Annotated in this window: 9 protein-coding genes; 5 read left to right on the top strand and 4 right to left on the bottom strand. The window is 47.6% G+C overall.

All coding sequences use genetic code 11. From position 1 onward, the window contains the following. Window positions 1-233: 233 nt before the first annotated feature. Window positions 234-10,373: a retention module-containing protein gene (locus FCU94_RS16530; RefSeq protein WP_176289573.1), complete on the top strand. Its 10,140-nt coding sequence runs from the start codon at window positions 234-236 to the stop codon at window positions 10,371-10,373. Between the two features lie 47 nt (window positions 10,374-10,420). Here FCU94_RS16530 and FCU94_RS16525 read toward each other — a convergent pair whose 3' ends face one another. After that, complete coding sequence (locus FCU94_RS16525; protein ID WP_176289572.1) at window positions 10,421-11,038, bottom strand: TetR/AcrR family transcriptional regulator; 618 nt, start codon at window positions 11,036-11,038, stop codon at window positions 10,421-10,423. A 103-nt stretch (window positions 11,039-11,141) separates the two neighbouring features. Between FCU94_RS16525 and FCU94_RS16520 the strand changes: the two genes are divergently transcribed. Together FCU94_RS16520 and FCU94_RS16515 are read left to right on the top strand one after the other, a co-directional pair. Further along, window positions 11,142-12,317, top strand: a complete 1,176-nt coding sequence (locus FCU94_RS16520) for an MBL fold metallo-hydrolase (protein ID WP_176289571.1) — start codon at window positions 11,142-11,144, stop codon at window positions 12,315-12,317. Between the two features lie 142 nt (window positions 12,318-12,459). After that, on the top strand, window positions 12,460-13,707 hold the full coding sequence (locus tag FCU94_RS16515) for an MDR family MFS transporter (RefSeq protein ID WP_176289570.1): 1,248 nt from the start codon (window positions 12,460-12,462) through the stop codon (window positions 13,705-13,707). 53 nt (window positions 13,708-13,760) lie between these two features. Here FCU94_RS16515 and FCU94_RS16510 read toward each other — a convergent pair whose 3' ends face one another. Then, window positions 13,761-14,864 (bottom strand): mechanosensitive ion channel family protein, encoded by a 1,104-nt coding sequence (locus FCU94_RS16510; RefSeq protein ID WP_176289569.1) that lies wholly within the window; start codon window positions 14,862-14,864, stop codon window positions 13,761-13,763. Window positions 14,865-14,943: 79 nt separating this feature from the next. Next, window positions 14,944-15,381, bottom strand: coding sequence for a DUF2850 domain-containing protein (locus tag FCU94_RS16505; RefSeq protein WP_176289568.1), 438 nt, complete (start codon window positions 15,379-15,381; stop codon window positions 14,944-14,946). Window positions 15,382-15,763: 382 nt separating this feature from the next. Here FCU94_RS16505 and ppnP point away from each other — a divergent pair, with 382 nt between their 5' ends. Both ppnP and FCU94_RS16495 read left to right on the top strand, forming a co-directional pair. Beyond that, entirely contained in the window at window positions 15,764-16,048 is a 285-nt protein-coding gene (gene ppnP / locus FCU94_RS16500) for a pyrimidine/purine nucleoside phosphorylase (protein WP_176289567.1), read from the top strand. A gap of 196 nt (window positions 16,049-16,244) precedes the next feature. Beyond that, on the top strand, window positions 16,245-16,532 hold the full coding sequence (locus FCU94_RS16495; RefSeq protein WP_176289566.1) for a hypothetical protein: 288 nt from the start codon (window positions 16,245-16,247) through the stop codon (window positions 16,530-16,532). Here the strand turns inward: FCU94_RS16495 and FCU94_RS16490 are convergent. Further along, window positions 16,513-17,676, bottom strand: a complete 1,164-nt coding sequence (locus FCU94_RS16490; RefSeq protein WP_176289565.1) for a GGDEF domain-containing protein — start codon at window positions 17,674-17,676, stop codon at window positions 16,513-16,515. The genes FCU94_RS16495 and FCU94_RS16490 overlap by 20 nt on opposite strands. Window positions 17,677-17,958 lie beyond the last annotated feature (282 nt).

Genomic DNA, 17,958 nt, shown 5'->3' with positions numbered 1-17,958 from the left:
TCAAAGTTGAGAATTTTGGTCATTTATTTTCCACATTTGTCGTGTTGGATCGAACGCAACCCCCAGCCTGTCTTGCTTTGGTTCATATTAGCTAAAACTTAATAACAATGATGTCATTAAATTTCGCTGGTTTTGTGAGCGAGTTTTGCTATTTTTGCCGGATAACACTAAGAATGAAACAAAATATTTCAACGCCCTAACACGTTTTTGGGGTGGTTTATCGGGGAGCCTTTATGGACGTAGATGTAGTGCGCCAAGCCGCAGTCGTACAACAAGTGACTGGCGATGTCGTCATTGTTAAACCTCAAGGTAATGCAAGAAAAGCCGCTGTCGGTGATGTGCTGAGTCTGGGTGACATTCTGTTAACCGCACACCAGTCAAATATACTGCTCGATAACTCTGTATCAGAGTTTCGTTTGGATGCTAACCGGATTGCTGTCGATGACGGATTGGACACGTGGCCGAATGCCCCGATTGCAGGCGAAGTTAATTTTGATTTGTCACAACTGAATGAGGCGGCGTTTGACCCCGATAACCTAGCCGCGATCCAAGATGCCATTTTAGCCGGGGCTGACCCAACACAATTACTGGAAGCGACGGCTGCTGGTGCTGGTGTAGGCTCGGCCAACGCGGGCTTTGTGACTATTGACTATACTGGCGCAGAAGTACTCGCCAGTACCTTCTTTGAAACGACTGGCTTTACATCGGGCACTGCTACAGAAACGGATGACGAAGCCAGACCACTGGTTTTTGCCGCAGGCGGTGAAAGCATCAGTGAAACCTTGGTTGAAGGCTCTCTATCTCAAGGGACCTACCCAAACACAGTGACGACGTCAGTTACCATTTTTGCTGGCGATCTTCCCCTTGACCCCACTTCTTTTGTTCTCAGTGAAGCCTCCCTTGCTTCGCTGATTAGTGAGCTGAATAGCGATATTACGTCCAACGGACAATCAGTCACTTTCAACTACAACGCAGCTGAAAACATGATTGTTGGCGTTGCGGAAGGCGAAGAAGTACTACGTATTGATATCGATACCAGTAATCTTGGCAAAGATGTGGTGATCGAATTGACCACGACTATTTCTCAGCCTATTGACCATGTTCCATCGATTGGAGGCGGTCAGGTTGCTTTCGATAATGACCAGATCATTATCTCTTTCGAGCTTGAAGGTAAAGATGGTGGCGGCAATGCGATTCGAGAGCCCATTGACGCTCTGATCACCATTGGTGATGGTGCAAAGCCGAGCTTTGAGCCTATTCCACAAGCGCAAGTCTTTGAAGCAGGACTGAATGATGGCTCTGGTGTGGGCGATACGAATACCGAGTTTCGCGGCACCTTAAGCGGTGCGTTGGGCAGTGATCAGGTTAGGCAACTGCAGGTTGACGTCGATGCATTTAATGCGGCGCAGCAAGAGTCCGCAATCACTGCTCAAGGGCAAACCATCGTGCTAGAAGCGATTGATGGTCAAGCGGGCGTCTATTCTGGCTACATCACACTCTCAGGTACGCGAATCGATGTGTTTAGAGTCACTATCGATGACGTGGTGAGCCGCGGTACTTCGTTTAATGCTGATTATAAAATCGAGCTGCTAGAGGCGTTGGATCAGGATCTGCAGGGCATGGATTCGCTTTTAATTTCGCTGCCTGTTTACGCGATGGACGCAGACTCTGACCAGTCAGAGCGTGCGCAACTCGTTATTAAAGTGGGCGACGATTTACAAGTGGTGTTTGACGGTAGTTTGAGTCTTACAGAGCCAGATTTTGGTACCACCTCGGCGAGCGCCGAGCTGAATGTGATCCGTCAAGCGGGCGCTGATCACGGCGAGGTAACGTCATTTACTTTTGATGGCAAAGTGTACCCGCTTGAAGAGGGGAAAACCGAATATTCAGTGACGCATGGCACGGTAAAAATTAGCGCAGATGGCACCTTGTCGTTTATTGCCAACAGTGATCTTGACCATTCAGTCAGCGATACGATTAGCCATACCATTGTGATTACTGTGATGGATAAAGATGGTGATCAATTGACCAGCACGGTTGATGTGACCATTGCGGACGGTAAAGACCCAGTTATTCACGCTATTGCCGCTGCTGAGCTGTATGAAGCAGGTCTCAATGACGGCTCGAAAGTCGGCGATACAGAAATCACCGCCACCGGCCACGTTGATTTCACCACGGGCAGCGATCAAGTGGTTGCGATGGGGATTGATGTCGACGCTTTCAACACTGCATCGACGCTAACCTCTGGTGGTAAGAGTGTCTTACTCAAAGAGGTCTCGGCAGGGATTTATACGGGCTATATCACTGTCGATAACCAAGAGATCGACGTTCTTACTATCAACCTTGAAACACTCGGTCAGTACAGCGTTACCCTGCATCAAGAAGTCGATCACTCTACCCAAGGACAGGACAGCCTCATCGTTAATATTCCTGTTTATGCGGTCGATAGTGACAACGATCATTCTGACAATAGCCAACTAGTGATCAAGATTGGCGATGATCTGCAGGTGGTGACTGATGGTAGCCTGAGCGTTAGCGAGCCTGACCATATTGGGACTGCTGTGAGTAATGAAATTGACGTTATTACTCAGGCGGGGGCCGACCATGGTGCGGTAAGCGCGTTTTCATTCGATGGTACGCCGCAAAACATGGTAGCGGGCCAGACACAATACCCAGTCACTGATGGTACGGTCGTCATTACTCCGGACGGTAAACTGTCGTTTGTTGCTAACAGCGACCTCAATCATTCGAGCAGCGAGACTATTAAGCATACTATCGTCGTCACTGTCACCGATAAGGACGGAGATACGCTCACCAGTACGGTTGACCTTGAGATTTCAGATGGCAAAGATCCGGTGATTAACAGCATTACAGCGGCAGAGCTTTTTGATACGGGTTTGAGCGATGGTTCAAATCCAGGAGTGGCTGCCACGACCACCAGTGGTTGGATAGATTTTGTGACGGGCAGCGATGACGTCGTGGCAATGAACATCGATTTGCAGACACTCAATCATTCGACATCATTGAAATCAAGTGGCAAGGACGTGGTGTTTGAAGCCGTTTCTCCGGGCGTGTATCGAGGCTATATCACGACAGACGAGAGTAAGGAAGTCGATGTCTTATCGATTAAGCTTGACCAAGATACATTGAACCAATACACAGTCACGTTGCTTCAAGAGGTCGATCATCCTGTCCAAGGGCAAGATAGCTTAACGCTCAATATCCCCGTCTATGCGCTTGATAGTGATGGAGATTCATCTCCATCGGTGAACTTGGCGGTTAAGTTGGTCGATGACACGCCAACGTTGGCCGATATTGCCCAGACTCACGTTGTCGATGAAGACGATCTGCCCTATTCAGGTTCAGATCAGAATGAGCGGCCACAAATCAGTGGCCATTTCGATGTGACCGAAGGCGCGGATAGTGTCGTTAAATATCAACTCGCCGATGCCGACAACATTCTCGCAGAACTCACCAGTGGCGGTGAAGCGCTGTCATGGCGCGCAGTGACACAAAGTGGGACCGAGTTTCGTTACACTGCTGAAACGGCAAGTGGAGATGCGGTGTTTACCATCGTTTTCGACACGGTTGACCATAGCTACCGTTTCGAGCTGCTTAAATCCCTCGATCACGCCGCAGGCAACGGAGAAAATAGCCTGCAGCTCGATTTCACTATCAAAGCCACTGATTTTGATGGTGATGAGAGTAATGTGATCACTCTGCCTATCCGCGTGGTGGATGATATACCGAGCTTAATCGCGCAGTCGTTAACCACAGAAGAGGGAGAGGGCTGGAGTCGCACTGTCAATCTGTTTGCGAACCAAACGGATAAAGGCGCCGATCATGCATCTCTGACCCAAGTTGCCGGAACGCAAAATAGTCACGGCACACACATCGTATTTGGTGATGGCAATGGCGGTTACACCAGCGCTGTGGATTTGAAGCCAGGTTCTCAGCATTTGTTTGTTTACGAGCAAACCACAAGTTCAGGTGGTCAAGTTAGCCAGCGTCATATCGGTTGGTTGGCTGTTGATTCTGATGGCCAAGTGACTTTCGCCGCGGCTCCAGATCTTGAGCACAGCGGCGACGAAATCAACTTCACACTCAATGTGACTGCGACGGATGGCGATAAAGACACGTCTGTAGTGCCGCTAGATGTCACCATTTCAGACCACAAAGCCGAGCCCATCAATCTTAAGGTCACCACTTTTGAAGACGCCGGACGCGAGTCGCAAATCAACTATGCTTCGGGCGATACGCCTGAGTGGGAAAACAGACAAGATAACCAAGGCGGATTGGCGGACTCACCTGCTAAAGTCGAGTTGTCTGTTGACCTATTTGATAGAGACAACGCCGAAGATATTGGCCAGTTGACCATTGAATCGGGTAATCACCACGGAACTTTCTACTACCAACAAAATGGTGTGTTCTACAAGCTAGAACCGAATGCTGATGGAGACATCATCTTTGATGGTTCGGTTCTTCAGCAAAGCTTTACGCCAAGTGGTGGCCATACTATTGCCACGATTGATAACCTCTACTTTGTTCCCGATCGTCACTTCTCGACTAATGGCAAAGGTGTTGAAATTCACTACCAGCTACAAATTGATAATCATGGCAGCAAAGACCATCAGCTTGATTCTAGCTTTAGAATTGAAATCGAGAGTGTGGCTGATATTGCGATTTGGAACGACGACAACAGCATCTACCATTACGAAACGGTGGAAGATGAAAGCACGGTTCAGCTTCAACTTGAGGCCAATACTCAAGATACCAGTCGGCCAGAAACCATCACCTATGAGCTTAAAGTGATAGAGGGTGATGGCCACTTTGAGCTACAGATCGGTAATCGAGTGCTTACGCCAGTGGATGGGATTTATACAGTTAAAGCGTCTGAGATCAATCAGGTTGAGGTCAATCCTAACGATAATTACTCTGGGCAAATTCGCCTTGAAGCGACGGCGATTACCACCGAAAAGCGTAATCCATATAAAGAAGCCTCGGTGGATAAGAGTCGTGCTGAGTCAGAAACCCAACCGATCATTATTGACGTGAAAGCTGATGCGGACTTGGGCAGTTTGAGTGTTCATCGTATTCAGATCTATGAAGACAATATCGACGATCCGAATAAAGATCCAGGAGACTCTAACTATGAGCCATTCACCTTAAATGAAGTGATTGAGATGAAACCGTCTGTAGACATGGATGATTCAGAAACACTTCATGCGCGCATTTCAGAGATGACAGAAGGTGCGCAGCTTAAATGGGTTGGACAAGAGCCAAGTCAAATCTCGACCGTAACTGTGGATGGCAAAACCTACCAAGAAATCCCTTACGATCAACTGAAGTACGTTGAAGTCATTCCTGATCTGCACAACAACCATGACTTTAAGTTTGATGTTACTGGCGTGGTGAAGGATACCGCCCAGCTTTCGGGGAATGTCACTCACATCGATACTCAAGTGATTGGCACCAAAACCGTTAATGTTGAAGTGAAAGGCGTTGCGGACCTGCCTAAGATTATCCCGATTGAAGACTCGAAAGGCACCACTGAGTGGCATGTCATGACTGAAGACGGCAAGCAAGTTGGCGTCGAGACCAAGATTGATGAGAATGGTAAAGCTGAGCTTAACTTCACTGTACGCTCTGGCGAGTTAACGGAAAGATCGAGTGATAATTCAGAGTCGGTGACTGTGGTACTGTCCAATATTCCGCACGGTGTGGTGGTTGAAGATAGCGCCGGCAAAGAGATTGGTCTCAACTTTGTTGGCTACGATGATAACGGCCAGCCAATGTATGAAGCCAACATTACTCAAGAGCAGAACAATACTGGGATTGTGATTAAACCAGCGAGCTCTTCAACGGAAAATATTGAGATAAAAGCGACCATTGTGGTAACAGAAAACGATGGTCATAGTCGCAGCTTTGATCAAGTGGTTAAGGTCAAAGTTGAGCCTGTTATCGACACGCCAGATAACTATACCAACACGTCGGTTGGCAATGAAGATACCGCGATCGACATCGACTGGCATCCAAGGTTAGACACGGCTTACACCGACAAAGATGAGATCGTCACTTCGATTATGATTGAGGGGATTCCAAATGGTGCTCAAGTAAGCGTTGCTGGTGGTGTGGTATGGAACTTTGATAGCGCAACCGGTGAGTTGACCATTACCCCTGAGAGCGGTCAAACGCCGGAGAAATTTACCGAGATAGCTCTGCAACCAGGCTTTATTCACATTATCCCGCCTAAAGACTCAAGTACTCACTTTGAGCTGAAAACCACGATTGAAGTGGAAGAGGTTAATCACGAGCATGCAATGGGTCAGCCCACGGATGAGATTGAGCGCGCGCAAGAAACCTTGCATGGCACTATCACGGTGGAGGTTAAGCCGATTGTTGAGCCACAAGATGTCAATAACCGACTGGTGGTTGAGAGCGAAGCGGGCGTTGCGGGTAGCAATATTGCCGCCAACCCTGACGGCAGTATTCACTTCACGACCAACAGCCACAAAGCGGACCAAAGCGGCGAGTTTGTGATTCGCTACCAAGAGACGGACGAATCTGGCTTAGCGGGCGAACCGAACGAAGTCGTGACTCAGCTAGTGGTGCAGTTTAGTGTGACCGATGAGCAGGTGATGGACCAGCTGTTTATTGATGGCGCTGTCTACGAAGGCGCTGGGCGCTGGGTTATCACGAATGAACAGGCATTTAGTATTAAAGCGCCCAATGGCTTGTCCTATTCGCTTGGCGGCAAGCCACACAGTGATATCGGTCTGACGATTTTCGCCGAAGTGGTTGATAAAGGCGACAACGGCAGCAAGCGCAGTGATGTCGAGCAGCGCTCTACCAGTGTTACTTTGTCGTTCCCGGCGGATCTTGATGGCGGTGATTACAAAGCGGGTGAGCTAGATTTGACCGACAATCAAATCGTGACAGGCATTGAGGATACTCAAATAGACCTTGGCGCGCAGCTAGAGCCTCTGTTGAAAGTGCTTTCTGATGATGGGCACGAAGATATGATTACCCTGGTCATTGATAGCAAAACTTCGGTGGGTAACATTGATATCTTAGGCGCCAGTGAAGACTTTACCGATGGTCGTTATGTTTTCCAAGCGACACTCACCGCAGAGGGCAAGATCACCGGCTTGGATGGATTAACCATTACTCCGCCGAAAGACTACTCAGGGGATTTCGAGTTGCCGATCACCGTGATCACGACCGACAGAGCGTCGGGCGACGAACTCACTCGATCTGAGTCGGTAGTGGTTCAAATCACACCAATCGCCGATGTGCAAACGGGCCACGCGCCAACGATTACTGCTGAGGTTACAGGCTCACTAGACGGCAGCTTCAATCCTATCGACCAAGATGGCCAAGCGGGCGCCGATAAACTGGGTTATGAAGACAGCTACATTCAGCTTGCTTTTGGCTCTGAGTTTGCCGACCAAGTTAGCGGTGTAGAAGGGGGGGAAGAGTCACTGACGTCACTCACCTTAACGTTGGCCGATACTGCGATTGGGCAGTTTTATGATCACTCTGGAAGCGCGTTAGGCACCTCTCTTACCTTTAGTAGAGCTGAGATAGACAATGGTGCGTTGAATAATATCTTGTTCAGACCGAAAGAGAATTATCCTACAGGCAATGACCAGAATACGGTGCAAATTAATGTGACGGGCGAAGTGACCGATACAGCGGAATTTAACCAGCCAGGTTTTGAAAGCTCTGCTCAACACAAAGGTAGCTTTAGCACTAGTGTGAGTTTTGAAGTCACGCCTGTGGTTGACGATGTCAAAGTCACAGGGCCGGGTAGCGCGACTAAGATTGAAATTGTCGGTGAGGAAGACCAAGCCATCGCATTGGGCAGCCGTTCAGCTCCAGTGTTGATCGAACTGACCGATACTGATGGTTCAGAAAGCTTTGTCTCGATTAAGTTTACCGGCGTGCCAGATGGCTTCTTACTCAATGCCAACGACGGCTACACAGTAAAAAACAACGGTGGCGGCGAATGGAGTGTCAAACTGCCAGCAGGCACTACAGACTCACTCGATTTAAGTGCGATTACGGTGCAACCACCTAAGCATTTCAGTGGCACGGTTAAGTTTGGCGTCACCGTCTTTACTCAGGAGTCTTTGCTTGGCGTGCCAACGCCGGCGAAAAATCTACCTGAATTTGAGATTACGGTGAACCCAATCGGCGACATTGTTGACACCGATGCCACAGACTCTGTCTCTGGCTCTGAAGGGCAGAACATCGATATTGTGATTAACGCTTCAGTGATTGATAAGGCGCTGTCGGCAACACCGCATAGCAATGTCACTGAAAATCCAGCAGAAACCGTTCGAGTTGAAGTCAGCAATGTGCCTGCTGGCGCAACCATCTACTATCCAGATGGGGTGACACCAGCAGCGGTAGCCGCTGGTAGTCATGGCAAGGTATGGGTACTAGAGATCCCTGCTCAACAACTGGATAAGATTGTGTTCAATTCTGGCCAGCACAACAGCGACAGTGGCAATGCGTTAGGCATTGATAGCCCAATTCATATCGCGGTCCAGTCAGTAGACAATGGCGCCTTGGGGCCGAAAACCGAATTTGATGTCGATCTGGTGATTGACTCGGTTAACGATCAACCTACTTTCGTCAACGTCATCAATCTAGAGACGTCAGAAGATGTGGTTGGCGGCCTCGCGCTTAACCAATTTGGCATTGCTGATATTGATGCGACTTACGATGACCCAGATGCGACTTATACGCTCACCTTACAAGTCGATAAAGGCGCCCTTGAGTTCCTTGACGATGCGAATGTGAACTTTACACTTGCAGCAGATGGCAGTCTGGTTGCCACAGGTAAAATCGCTGACATTAACGCGGCGTTGGCTGCGGGTAACATTATCTTTAAACCCGATTTGGACTTTAACGGGCCGGTTACAGTGACCACGACGGTCGATGATGGTGGTAATAACGGCGCGATGGATCCGGGTGATAGCACTAGCTCTTCAACCAACCAGACAAGCTTCGTGATTAACGTGACTGAGGTCAATGATGCGCCAGTGCTGAATATTGATCACATTACCGCGCAGATTGATGAAGATGTGAACCAGCAGTTAACCGGGATCTCAGTCAGTGATGTCGATTACGTTGGCGCTGCGGCTAATGACCTGATGACGGTCACTCTAAGCGTCGACGACGGTTCGCTTTCTCTCGTGGTTCCTACTGGTTCGAGTGTCACTGCGACAGGGAGCGGTAGTGGTAATCTCACCTTATCGGGGACGATCTCGGATCTAAATGCGTTACTTGATCAGCCAAAAAGTGATGTTGGGGTGTTTATTGATGCGAGTTCAGTGTCGGCTAATCGCGTCGTTCTGCAAGTCACAGCGAAAGACAGTTGGAACTCTTCAGGTCTTGCGCTAGAGGCAGAGCCTAAGCACTACACCCTTGCTGTTAATCCAGTAGCGGATGCGCCAACCTTAACACTTGATAGCAGGTACGAATTCAACAAAAACATTACTGCAACGCAAAGTGCTAGTACAGATGGAATAGCGATTGTTGGCATCATGGCGGCGTTAACCGATACCAGTGAAGCGCTCACTTTGGAAGTGAAAGGTGTACCCGCTGGAGCAACGGTCGAGAGCAGCACGGGTTTGGTCACTCTGGTTGGTGATGTATGGCAAGTGTCCTCTCAAGCGATTGAAGGTTTAACCATCAAAGGTGCACCTGAGGGTGCGCATACACTACAGTTCACTGCGCTGTCGCATGAACTCGCCCAAGACGGCAGCATCATCGATCAGGCTGAGTCGAGTCATCATATCGAGATCAATCTCAATGTAGTCGACACTGTGGCTGACTTGGAGGTAAATCGCGCCTCGGAGACCGAAGCGGTTCGCCTCGATGGTAGTGGCTCTGATAGCACGCTGATTGGTGGCAGTGGTGACGACCTATTAGTCGGCGGTGATGGTAATGATACCCTGATTGGCGGTGATGGTGATGACGTTATTTATGGTGGTTTAGGTTCGGATATTCTAGTCGGTGGTACTGGCATGGATACATTTGTCTGGGACCATATTGATGATGGCTCGCTGGATACGATTCAGGGCTTTCAGGTGAGTGAAGGGGACAAAATAGACTTGCGTGAAGTTCTTCCTGAGCTTAAGCAGAACGCGTTGGATATGGATAGCTTGCTTGAGCACCTTGATGTTACCGTAGATGGCGACAATGTTGAGCTGCATATTCACCCTGGCGGAGCTGGGACACAAGAGCAGTCAATCGTGGTAGAAAACCTCGCTCATCAACTTGATAGCGGCTTTGATGCGATGTCGCAGCACGATATGGTGGCTTCTTTATTAGACCATGTCATGCTACACGATAACAACTAACGCAAAACGCCCCTGACCAAGGGGCGTTTTTTTCGCTCAGTGTTGAGTTACTGATGATCATTAATCTGATAAGTCGCGACAAAACTCGCGACCGCCATTTTTACTGCTTGTTCCACTTGTTCGCCGGTGGGCGGTGGTAAATGAGCGACCAACTGTGGCCAGAAGACGACGGCCTTAATACTGCCGACATACTGCTCGATGGCCGTGCCAATGTCTGGTATTTGCAACACGCCAGCATCAATACCTTGCTGAGCCCATTTCTGTAGTCCGTATGAGTCTTCGATAGACTCAAATTTACTCACCAGTAGCTTAGAGGTTTCCTGGCAGCGAATACATTCAGCCATGACTAGTCGAGCGGTGAGTTGAAAATCCTGATTGCTGATATAACACATCTGTTTCAGTGTTAGTTGTAGCAATTGTTGGTCGACAGGCTGCGACGGTTCAAACTCAACGTCATATTGCTCATCAAAGCGACACATCAGGTTATCGACAATCACATCAAACAAGGCTTCTTTATTGGGGTAATACTTATACAGGGTGCGCTTTGAGACGCCTGCCTGTTTAGAAATACCTTCCATACTGGCCTGATTGAAGCCTTTCTGAGAAAAAACTTCAATCGCAGATTTGATGATATCTTCTTGTTTTATATCACTTCTTTTTATCATTATAGCGACCTGATAAAATAAAAGTAAACGATGGTGTTTACTTTTTCTCTGGTAGTTCATAAAGTATACACTATCGTTTACTTTATTGGATAGTGGACCAGTGATGACTATGGGTAATGTGATTAAAGCCTCAGTAATTTCCGTGTTGGGTATGTTGGGATACAATCAGTGTATTGCCCATGATAGCAATCAGGCTCGTCAACAGAGTGAGCGACAAAGAGCTGAGCGTATTGCGCAGTCACCGCAGTTCAAAGAGGGCAAAGCGGTCACAAGAATGCCAAGTGTTACTTCAGATGAGAGTACGCTTGAAGTTATGAGACAGTTTTTCTTTGAAAGATCTTCGTTTAAGCCCAGTCACAAACTGCCTCACTATCCAACCAATCTCGCTCTGTTAAACCAGAGAAGTGAACAGATGCGCGTGACCTGGCTTGGCCATTCAAGCCTTTTCATCGACCTGGATAACATCCGTATCCTGATTGACCCTGTGTTTGACTATGCGTCACCTTGGGTGGCGAAATCTTTATTTAAGCGGAACCTTGATGCGCCTTTGGAACGCGGTCAGGTACCGGTTCCTGATGTCATTGTTATTTCTCATGATCACTACGACCACCTTGAAGAGTCTACCGTTCGCCACTTTGCTAATGAGGACGTAAAGTTTTTTGTTCCTCTTGGAGTCGGGCGCCACCTGGAGTCATGGGGGGTGGATCCAAGCAAAATCAATGAGTTTGACTGGTGGCAAGAGGCGAGTATTGATGGTGTCACATTTACTTCAACGCCCGCCAATCATAACTCTGGTCGTACTGGTTTTGATTCAAATTCGACACTGTGGTGCTCGTGGGCTATTAAGGGGCAAAATGGTTCGTTTTTCTATAGCGGAGACAGTGCGTATGATGACCACTTTAGCCAAATCGGCAAAAAGCTGGGACCGTTCGATATCGCCTTTATCGAAGTCGCCGCGAATGTAAAAAATGGTCGTGGCTTTCCGGTTGAGAACTGGGGGCATATGCAAGCCAGACACACGATGCAAGCTTTCCAAGATCTTGATGCTGAACAACTGTTTCCTGTGCACTGGTCTACTTACGAGTTGTTTGCTTACAAGTGGGATGAACCGATCACAGATTTGATCGCAGAAGCGCAGGTGGCAGGTGCACATTTGGTCACACCTATGGTGGGAGAGACATTAGCAGTGACAGAAAGAATGAAAACCACATTTTGGTGGAAAAACTCGCCATATCATCTGTCTAATGTGAGTTTAAGTACGCAAGAATTATATAATTAACCATATGATTATGAATGTCTTTTCTCATTAAAGTCTGCTGTTAGCAGGCTTTTTTATATGAATGAGAATAAAGCTTTTGTTTGTGTTAATTGTTTGTATACTGAGTTAACAATATGAAACTGGTTGGCTTAAGGGGTAGCGTATGGAAAAAGAGCAGAGTCTTTTTGAATGGCAAAGGGTAAAGCGTTTTAATCTGCCAGTATGGACTGTGCTGATTGGCGTGCTGATAGCCAGAACCAGTTACTTTATGGCGTGGCCGTTTTTGGTCGTGTTTCTCTATCAGGATTACAACGCATCAGCAATCGAAGTAGGCGCTATGTTAGCCGCCTCAGCGCTAGTTGGTTCACTCGTTGGCGTCTATTCTGGTTACTTGTCGGATAAGTTTGGTCGTAAGTGGCTGATGGTCATAGGGTGTGTTCTAGGTTTCGTCGCTTACAGTGGCATCGCCCTTGCTAGCGAAATGTGGCATTTCCATCTGCTCATTCTGCTGACGGGTTTCATGCGTCCAATGATCGATGGACCAGCTAAAGCGGTCATCGGAGACTCCTTAGCCGACCTTAAAGATAGAGAGTTAGCGCTTAACTTACGCTATTTTTTACTCAATATTGGTGGAGCAGTTGGCCCTCTCATAGGGGTGACGCTGGCATTGGCCCAGCCACAGAGCCTTTTTCTGATCACAGGCTTTACTCACCTTGTTTATGCGTTTTGGATCCTATTTGGTGTTGAACGCAAGAGTGCCAAAGTCAATCAGGCGGCCGACTCCCCTCTGCTGCCCAATTTCACTCAAACTTTGAAGGTCATCGCTCGTGATAAGGTGTTTGTTTTGTTGCTGGTGGCCAACTTATTGTTAATGTTCGTTTATGCTCAGTTGGAGTCTTCTGTTCCGCAGGTCATCGTGCGTAGTGGTATAGAAGGCGCTGCGAGCTTGATTGCAATGTTAATGGTTGTAAACACCGCAACGATTGTTTTATTCCAGTTTCCTTTGCTGAAAATGCTTGAGCGTGTACCACTATTTGCGCGGACGAGAATCGGCATGGTGCTCATTGCTGTCGGTCAAATGGCCTTCATTGTATCACCCAATGACTCTGCCTTGGGGTGGGCACTAGCTTGTTTCATTATTAGCCTCGGCGAGGTGATTACTTTTCCGACACTGAACGTTCAGATTGACCGTTTGGCGCCTGCTCATCTGCGAGGCTCTTACTTTGGTGCAACCGCCTTGTACTCTCTTGGCTTCGCTCTTGGCCCTATTGTCGGTGGCGCGATGATAGAATGGTTTGGTGCGAGTTGGCTGTTTGGTCTCTGTTTTATTGTTAGTGTAACTATGATTTGGCTGTATGCCAGAGCGTCAAAAATGGACGATACGGTTGAGAGAGAGGTCGCGCTGCAGTAGCCCTGAAAGCGGGCTACTGACTATGCTGGTTAGCTGGTTAGCTGGTTAGCTGGTTAGCTGGTTAGGTGAGATGGCTGATCGCTTGTGCCGGCATGTTGTGGCTCGAGTTGAATCGTTTGAGTTGGGAAGGCGATATCCGCCCCATGCTGCTGAATGATGGCGTAGATCTTCAACAGGACGTCTTGCTTGACTTTGTGATAGCGAATCCAGTTCACCGTTTTTGTGAAAGTGTACACCATCAAGGTCAGCGAAGAAGGTCCAAACCCGTTAAAATTGACGATAAGGGTCTGTTTTGCATCGATATCTGGATGTGATTTAAGCATCTCTTTTATCTCGGTTACGATCACATCCACTTTATCGCCATCTTTATAGCGAAGACCGATATCCTCTTTAATACGACGATTTTGCATGCGTGAAGGGTTTTCGACCACGATATTACTAAACACGGAGTTGGGAACATAGAGCGGTCTTTTGTCAAAGGTACGAATGATGGTCATGCGCCAACCAATACGTTCGACAGTGCCTTCGATCTCTCGGTCGGGAGAGCGGATCCAATCGCCAACCTTAAACGGACGGTCAAAGTAAATCATCATCCCGCCGAAGAAATTTGAAAGTAAGTCTTTCGCAGCAAAACCCACCACTAACCCGCCGACACCACCAAACGTGAGTAATCCCGATAAGCTCAGACCGAAGGCTTGCATCACGGTTAAGGTAGCAATAACGACGAAAAATAACCGCGCCACTTTGGCCACTGCTTGCACTGTGGTTTCGTCGCGTTTTCGCTGGTCGAGAATGTACTCTTCAACATTGTTAATGAGGCGGATGACTACCCATAAAAAGATGGCGATCAGCAGTAGCTCCTTGAGCGTACTGAGCCAGTCGAGTTGGGAGGTTGTGTAATCTTCTAGTAAAAAGCCAAAAGAGAGGGTAGCGGGCCAGCACCAGATCAATGCACTGACAGGGGTTTTTACTGCTTCGAGAACCAGGTCATCCCAATAAAAGCGGGTGGTAGTCACCAGCACTTCAAGCTGGTTGTACACCAACCGCCAACAAATCCAGGCAAGCAGGCTGGCGAAAGTGATCAGAACAACGTTACTGTCCCAACTGTCGAGTAGTGATAAAACGTGTTGTGGAAGGTAGTCTTTGAGGTTATTCATTATGTTAGGCTAACTAGCTGACGTGTAAACTCAGTATACGAGCTAGAGCGGTCACAAACCAGAGCCCAGTCCGCGGTTATTATTGGCTAAAATGGTCAGACAGAGCCGAACGGCGGTTCTTAGCCGAACCGCCGCCTTCCATATCGATGGTTTGTTCAAACCCTTCTTTGACAAAGCGTTGAGTAGGGCTGTTAGGTTGCAGTCGTCGCAATTGAGGTGAGTCGAATGTCCCTGCTATTTGATAGATGGAGGTACCCTTACCGGTTTTAATAAACACTTGTTTGCCATCAAATTCAAACTGAGTCGCGATCAAGCGCTCGTTACGAAACACCCCCTGAGCGTTAAGCTCAAGCACTTCGGTTTGATAGGGCGGAGCACCCACTTCGATCCATCTTCCATAAACATGCTTAGGGTGCACATAGTCTTGATAGCTAAAGTAGAGCAGGCTTGCAAAGCCTACGGCAAGCAAGATAAACACGCTGATGGCGACGGTTTTAAACGTTGAGCTTCGGGTCATAATGTAATGTACTCATCCCCCTATAAAGGATACTGCAAGTCGCGGCTAGCTAGATTGGAAGAGATCGATTCTCAACGCAATTGTGATAGAAAGAAGTTTGAACTCGACCCCAGAACCACGTTTAAGTATTGCCCTAGTTGTCAAGTTTAGCTCATATCATCCTAGATGAGAAAACGGGATTTCAGTGGGTAGAGCGCATGTATTGCAGCCATTTCCTTTGTCAAACAGAGAAGTGTCTAGCCCATATGATTGCATAGCTTAATAACAGTGGTGGATCATGGCTATCTAGGTTTGGCTGTGGTTGCATCGAGTGATTGCTGACCAGGCGAATTTAGGCTAAAACGAGCAAGTCGCTAATGTTGAATGGATCATGGAGGATGAAATGATTAAAGCGAACCGATACTTTGAAGGCCAAGTGCAGTCGTTGGCGTTTTGCCAGCAAGATCAAGAGTTAAGTATAGGTGTGATGTTACCGGGAGCGTACACGTTTGGGACTGCAGCCCCAGAGCGTATGACCGTCGTTAAAGGTGCCTTGACGGTTAAGTTGGCCCCCGATGCAGAGTGGGTGACATATCGTGACGGAGAATCGTTTAACGTCGCGGGTGATGCTTCCTTTGACTTACAAGTTGAACAGCCGACCGCGTACCTGTGTGAATACCTGAATTAATGGTTGTCAGTGAGTAAAGAAAGCCGTGTTTACACGGCTTTTTTACTATGGGTAGAGCGTTAAGCTGCGCGATCTGGTCCATCAAGGAGGAGTACGTCTTTCGGTTTTGTCGAAAGTTGCTTCAGTTATAACCAAGGTGACGTATAACAGAGTTGACTATACTTAATTGAGAGACGTCCATTGGCGAGGAGGGCTTATGGCAGTTGTACCAAAACATAAAGATCCGAGTAATCGCTACGATCCTAGCCAAGATCTCACCGCCGATCAGCTGCACCGGTTTGGTAAAGCCGCTCAGAAAGCGCAAAAGCGTCGTGAAGAAAGCATTGAGAAAGGTACTATTGCCGCGACGGCTAGAGCGGCTAGGCGTGCTGCGCTAAAACCGATCATCAAACCTAAAAAAGACAAGGTAAACACCGTTCGCTATGCCGCATGGTTGATTGTGGCGATGGCCCTCTCATTATGGGTCATGTATATGACCCGCTAGCCTTTTTTATAGAAGTAACGCTCGCCAATTTTTGTTTGCATTGCAGCACAGCATGAGTGTCGTTGTAGAAGCGATATTGATTTTTTCCGCCATGCTTTGCTGCGTACATCGCTTTGTCTGCACATCGAGTGAGTTCTGGTAACGTTTCTGCGTCATGAGGGTAGAGCGCGACACCAGCACTGATCGTCAGCTCGTTGATTCGCTCTGACACTTGGTAGCTGCGGGTGAATAAGTCACAGACGCGCTGGAGAATGTTGTCGAGATCTTTTGCGGTTTTAATATCGTAAATGAGAAGTACAAACTCATCACCCGCAAAGCGAGCGATGGAATAATCATACTTGTTGGTTTTTCGGTCTTTGTTACGGATGTTGTTTCTGAGTCGACTGGCGAAATGCTTCAGCACGCGATCACCGACATCGTGTCCATAGGTGTCATTAATCGATTTAAAATTGTCGATATCAAGGAACACCATGGCTGTCAATGTATCGTTCTGTTTGATCTCTTCAAGCTTATCTGTCGCCCAGTTCTCAAAACTCCATCGATTCGCAAGGCCCGTTAGTTGGTCTCGATAGGCTAAGTCTTCAATTCCTTCACTGTAAAGGTTTCGCACGAAAGTGAGTACTTTCCAATGATAGAATGCATAGATGTTGCACAACATAAATAGTGCAGTAAGGCTTAACAGAAAGCGCACTTGCTCACTATCTAAGGTTAACTGCTGTGAGGGCGCTTGCAGTACGAAATAACTGGTTAACACGGAAAGTGCGCCACTTGCGATCACTCCTGGGATAAAAGGGTTAACGAAAACGACGACAGCTAAAATGGGATAAATCCACAATAAACGGTCAACGACACTGTCTCCACTGGTTAAAAACAGCAGTGCATGAACGATTAATACCACGCTTAAGATAAGGCTGGCATGGTTGGCGGAGGAACTGCGGTAGAGGTAGAGTAAATTGCAGGCAAGCACAAGTGAAGAGAACAAGTTGAGCGGACCAAGAAAGAAATTGTGCTCAGCAAATCGAACCACGCTGTAGAAAGCGAGATAAAACAGTCCGACAGCAGAACAGAGCATCACCATTCTGCGCTTGCGCTTGGCTTGAATATCGGCCATTTCTTCAATTTTTTGCCCAGCAAGTTGTGGCATATTGATAATTTCCTCGATACGTAGTCCCTCAAGCAAAGTCTAGAAGAAAAAAGAAAGTCTGAACCAAGAAAAAATTTTAGAGAAATTAACGTGCTGCTGGTTTGATATGAGTTAAAGTGCTTATAACAAAAGGTGTGAGATCAAGTGCATAATTTTTGACACATAACTAACGTATTGTATTCTGAATAGAAATTATGTAAGTGATTAATCTTTGACGTTTATTTGTTGAGGAGGCTTTCGGCCCTCGCGCTATCAAGAGCCAGTGCCTTATAATCAAATGTT

Source organism: Vibrio sp. JPW-9-11-11 (assembly GCF_013369335.1).
GTDB lineage: Bacteria > Pseudomonadota > Gammaproteobacteria > Enterobacterales > Vibrionaceae > Vibrio.
Note: the sequence above shows the minus strand (reverse complement) of the source record. Positions and strands in the feature narration are given on the sequence as shown.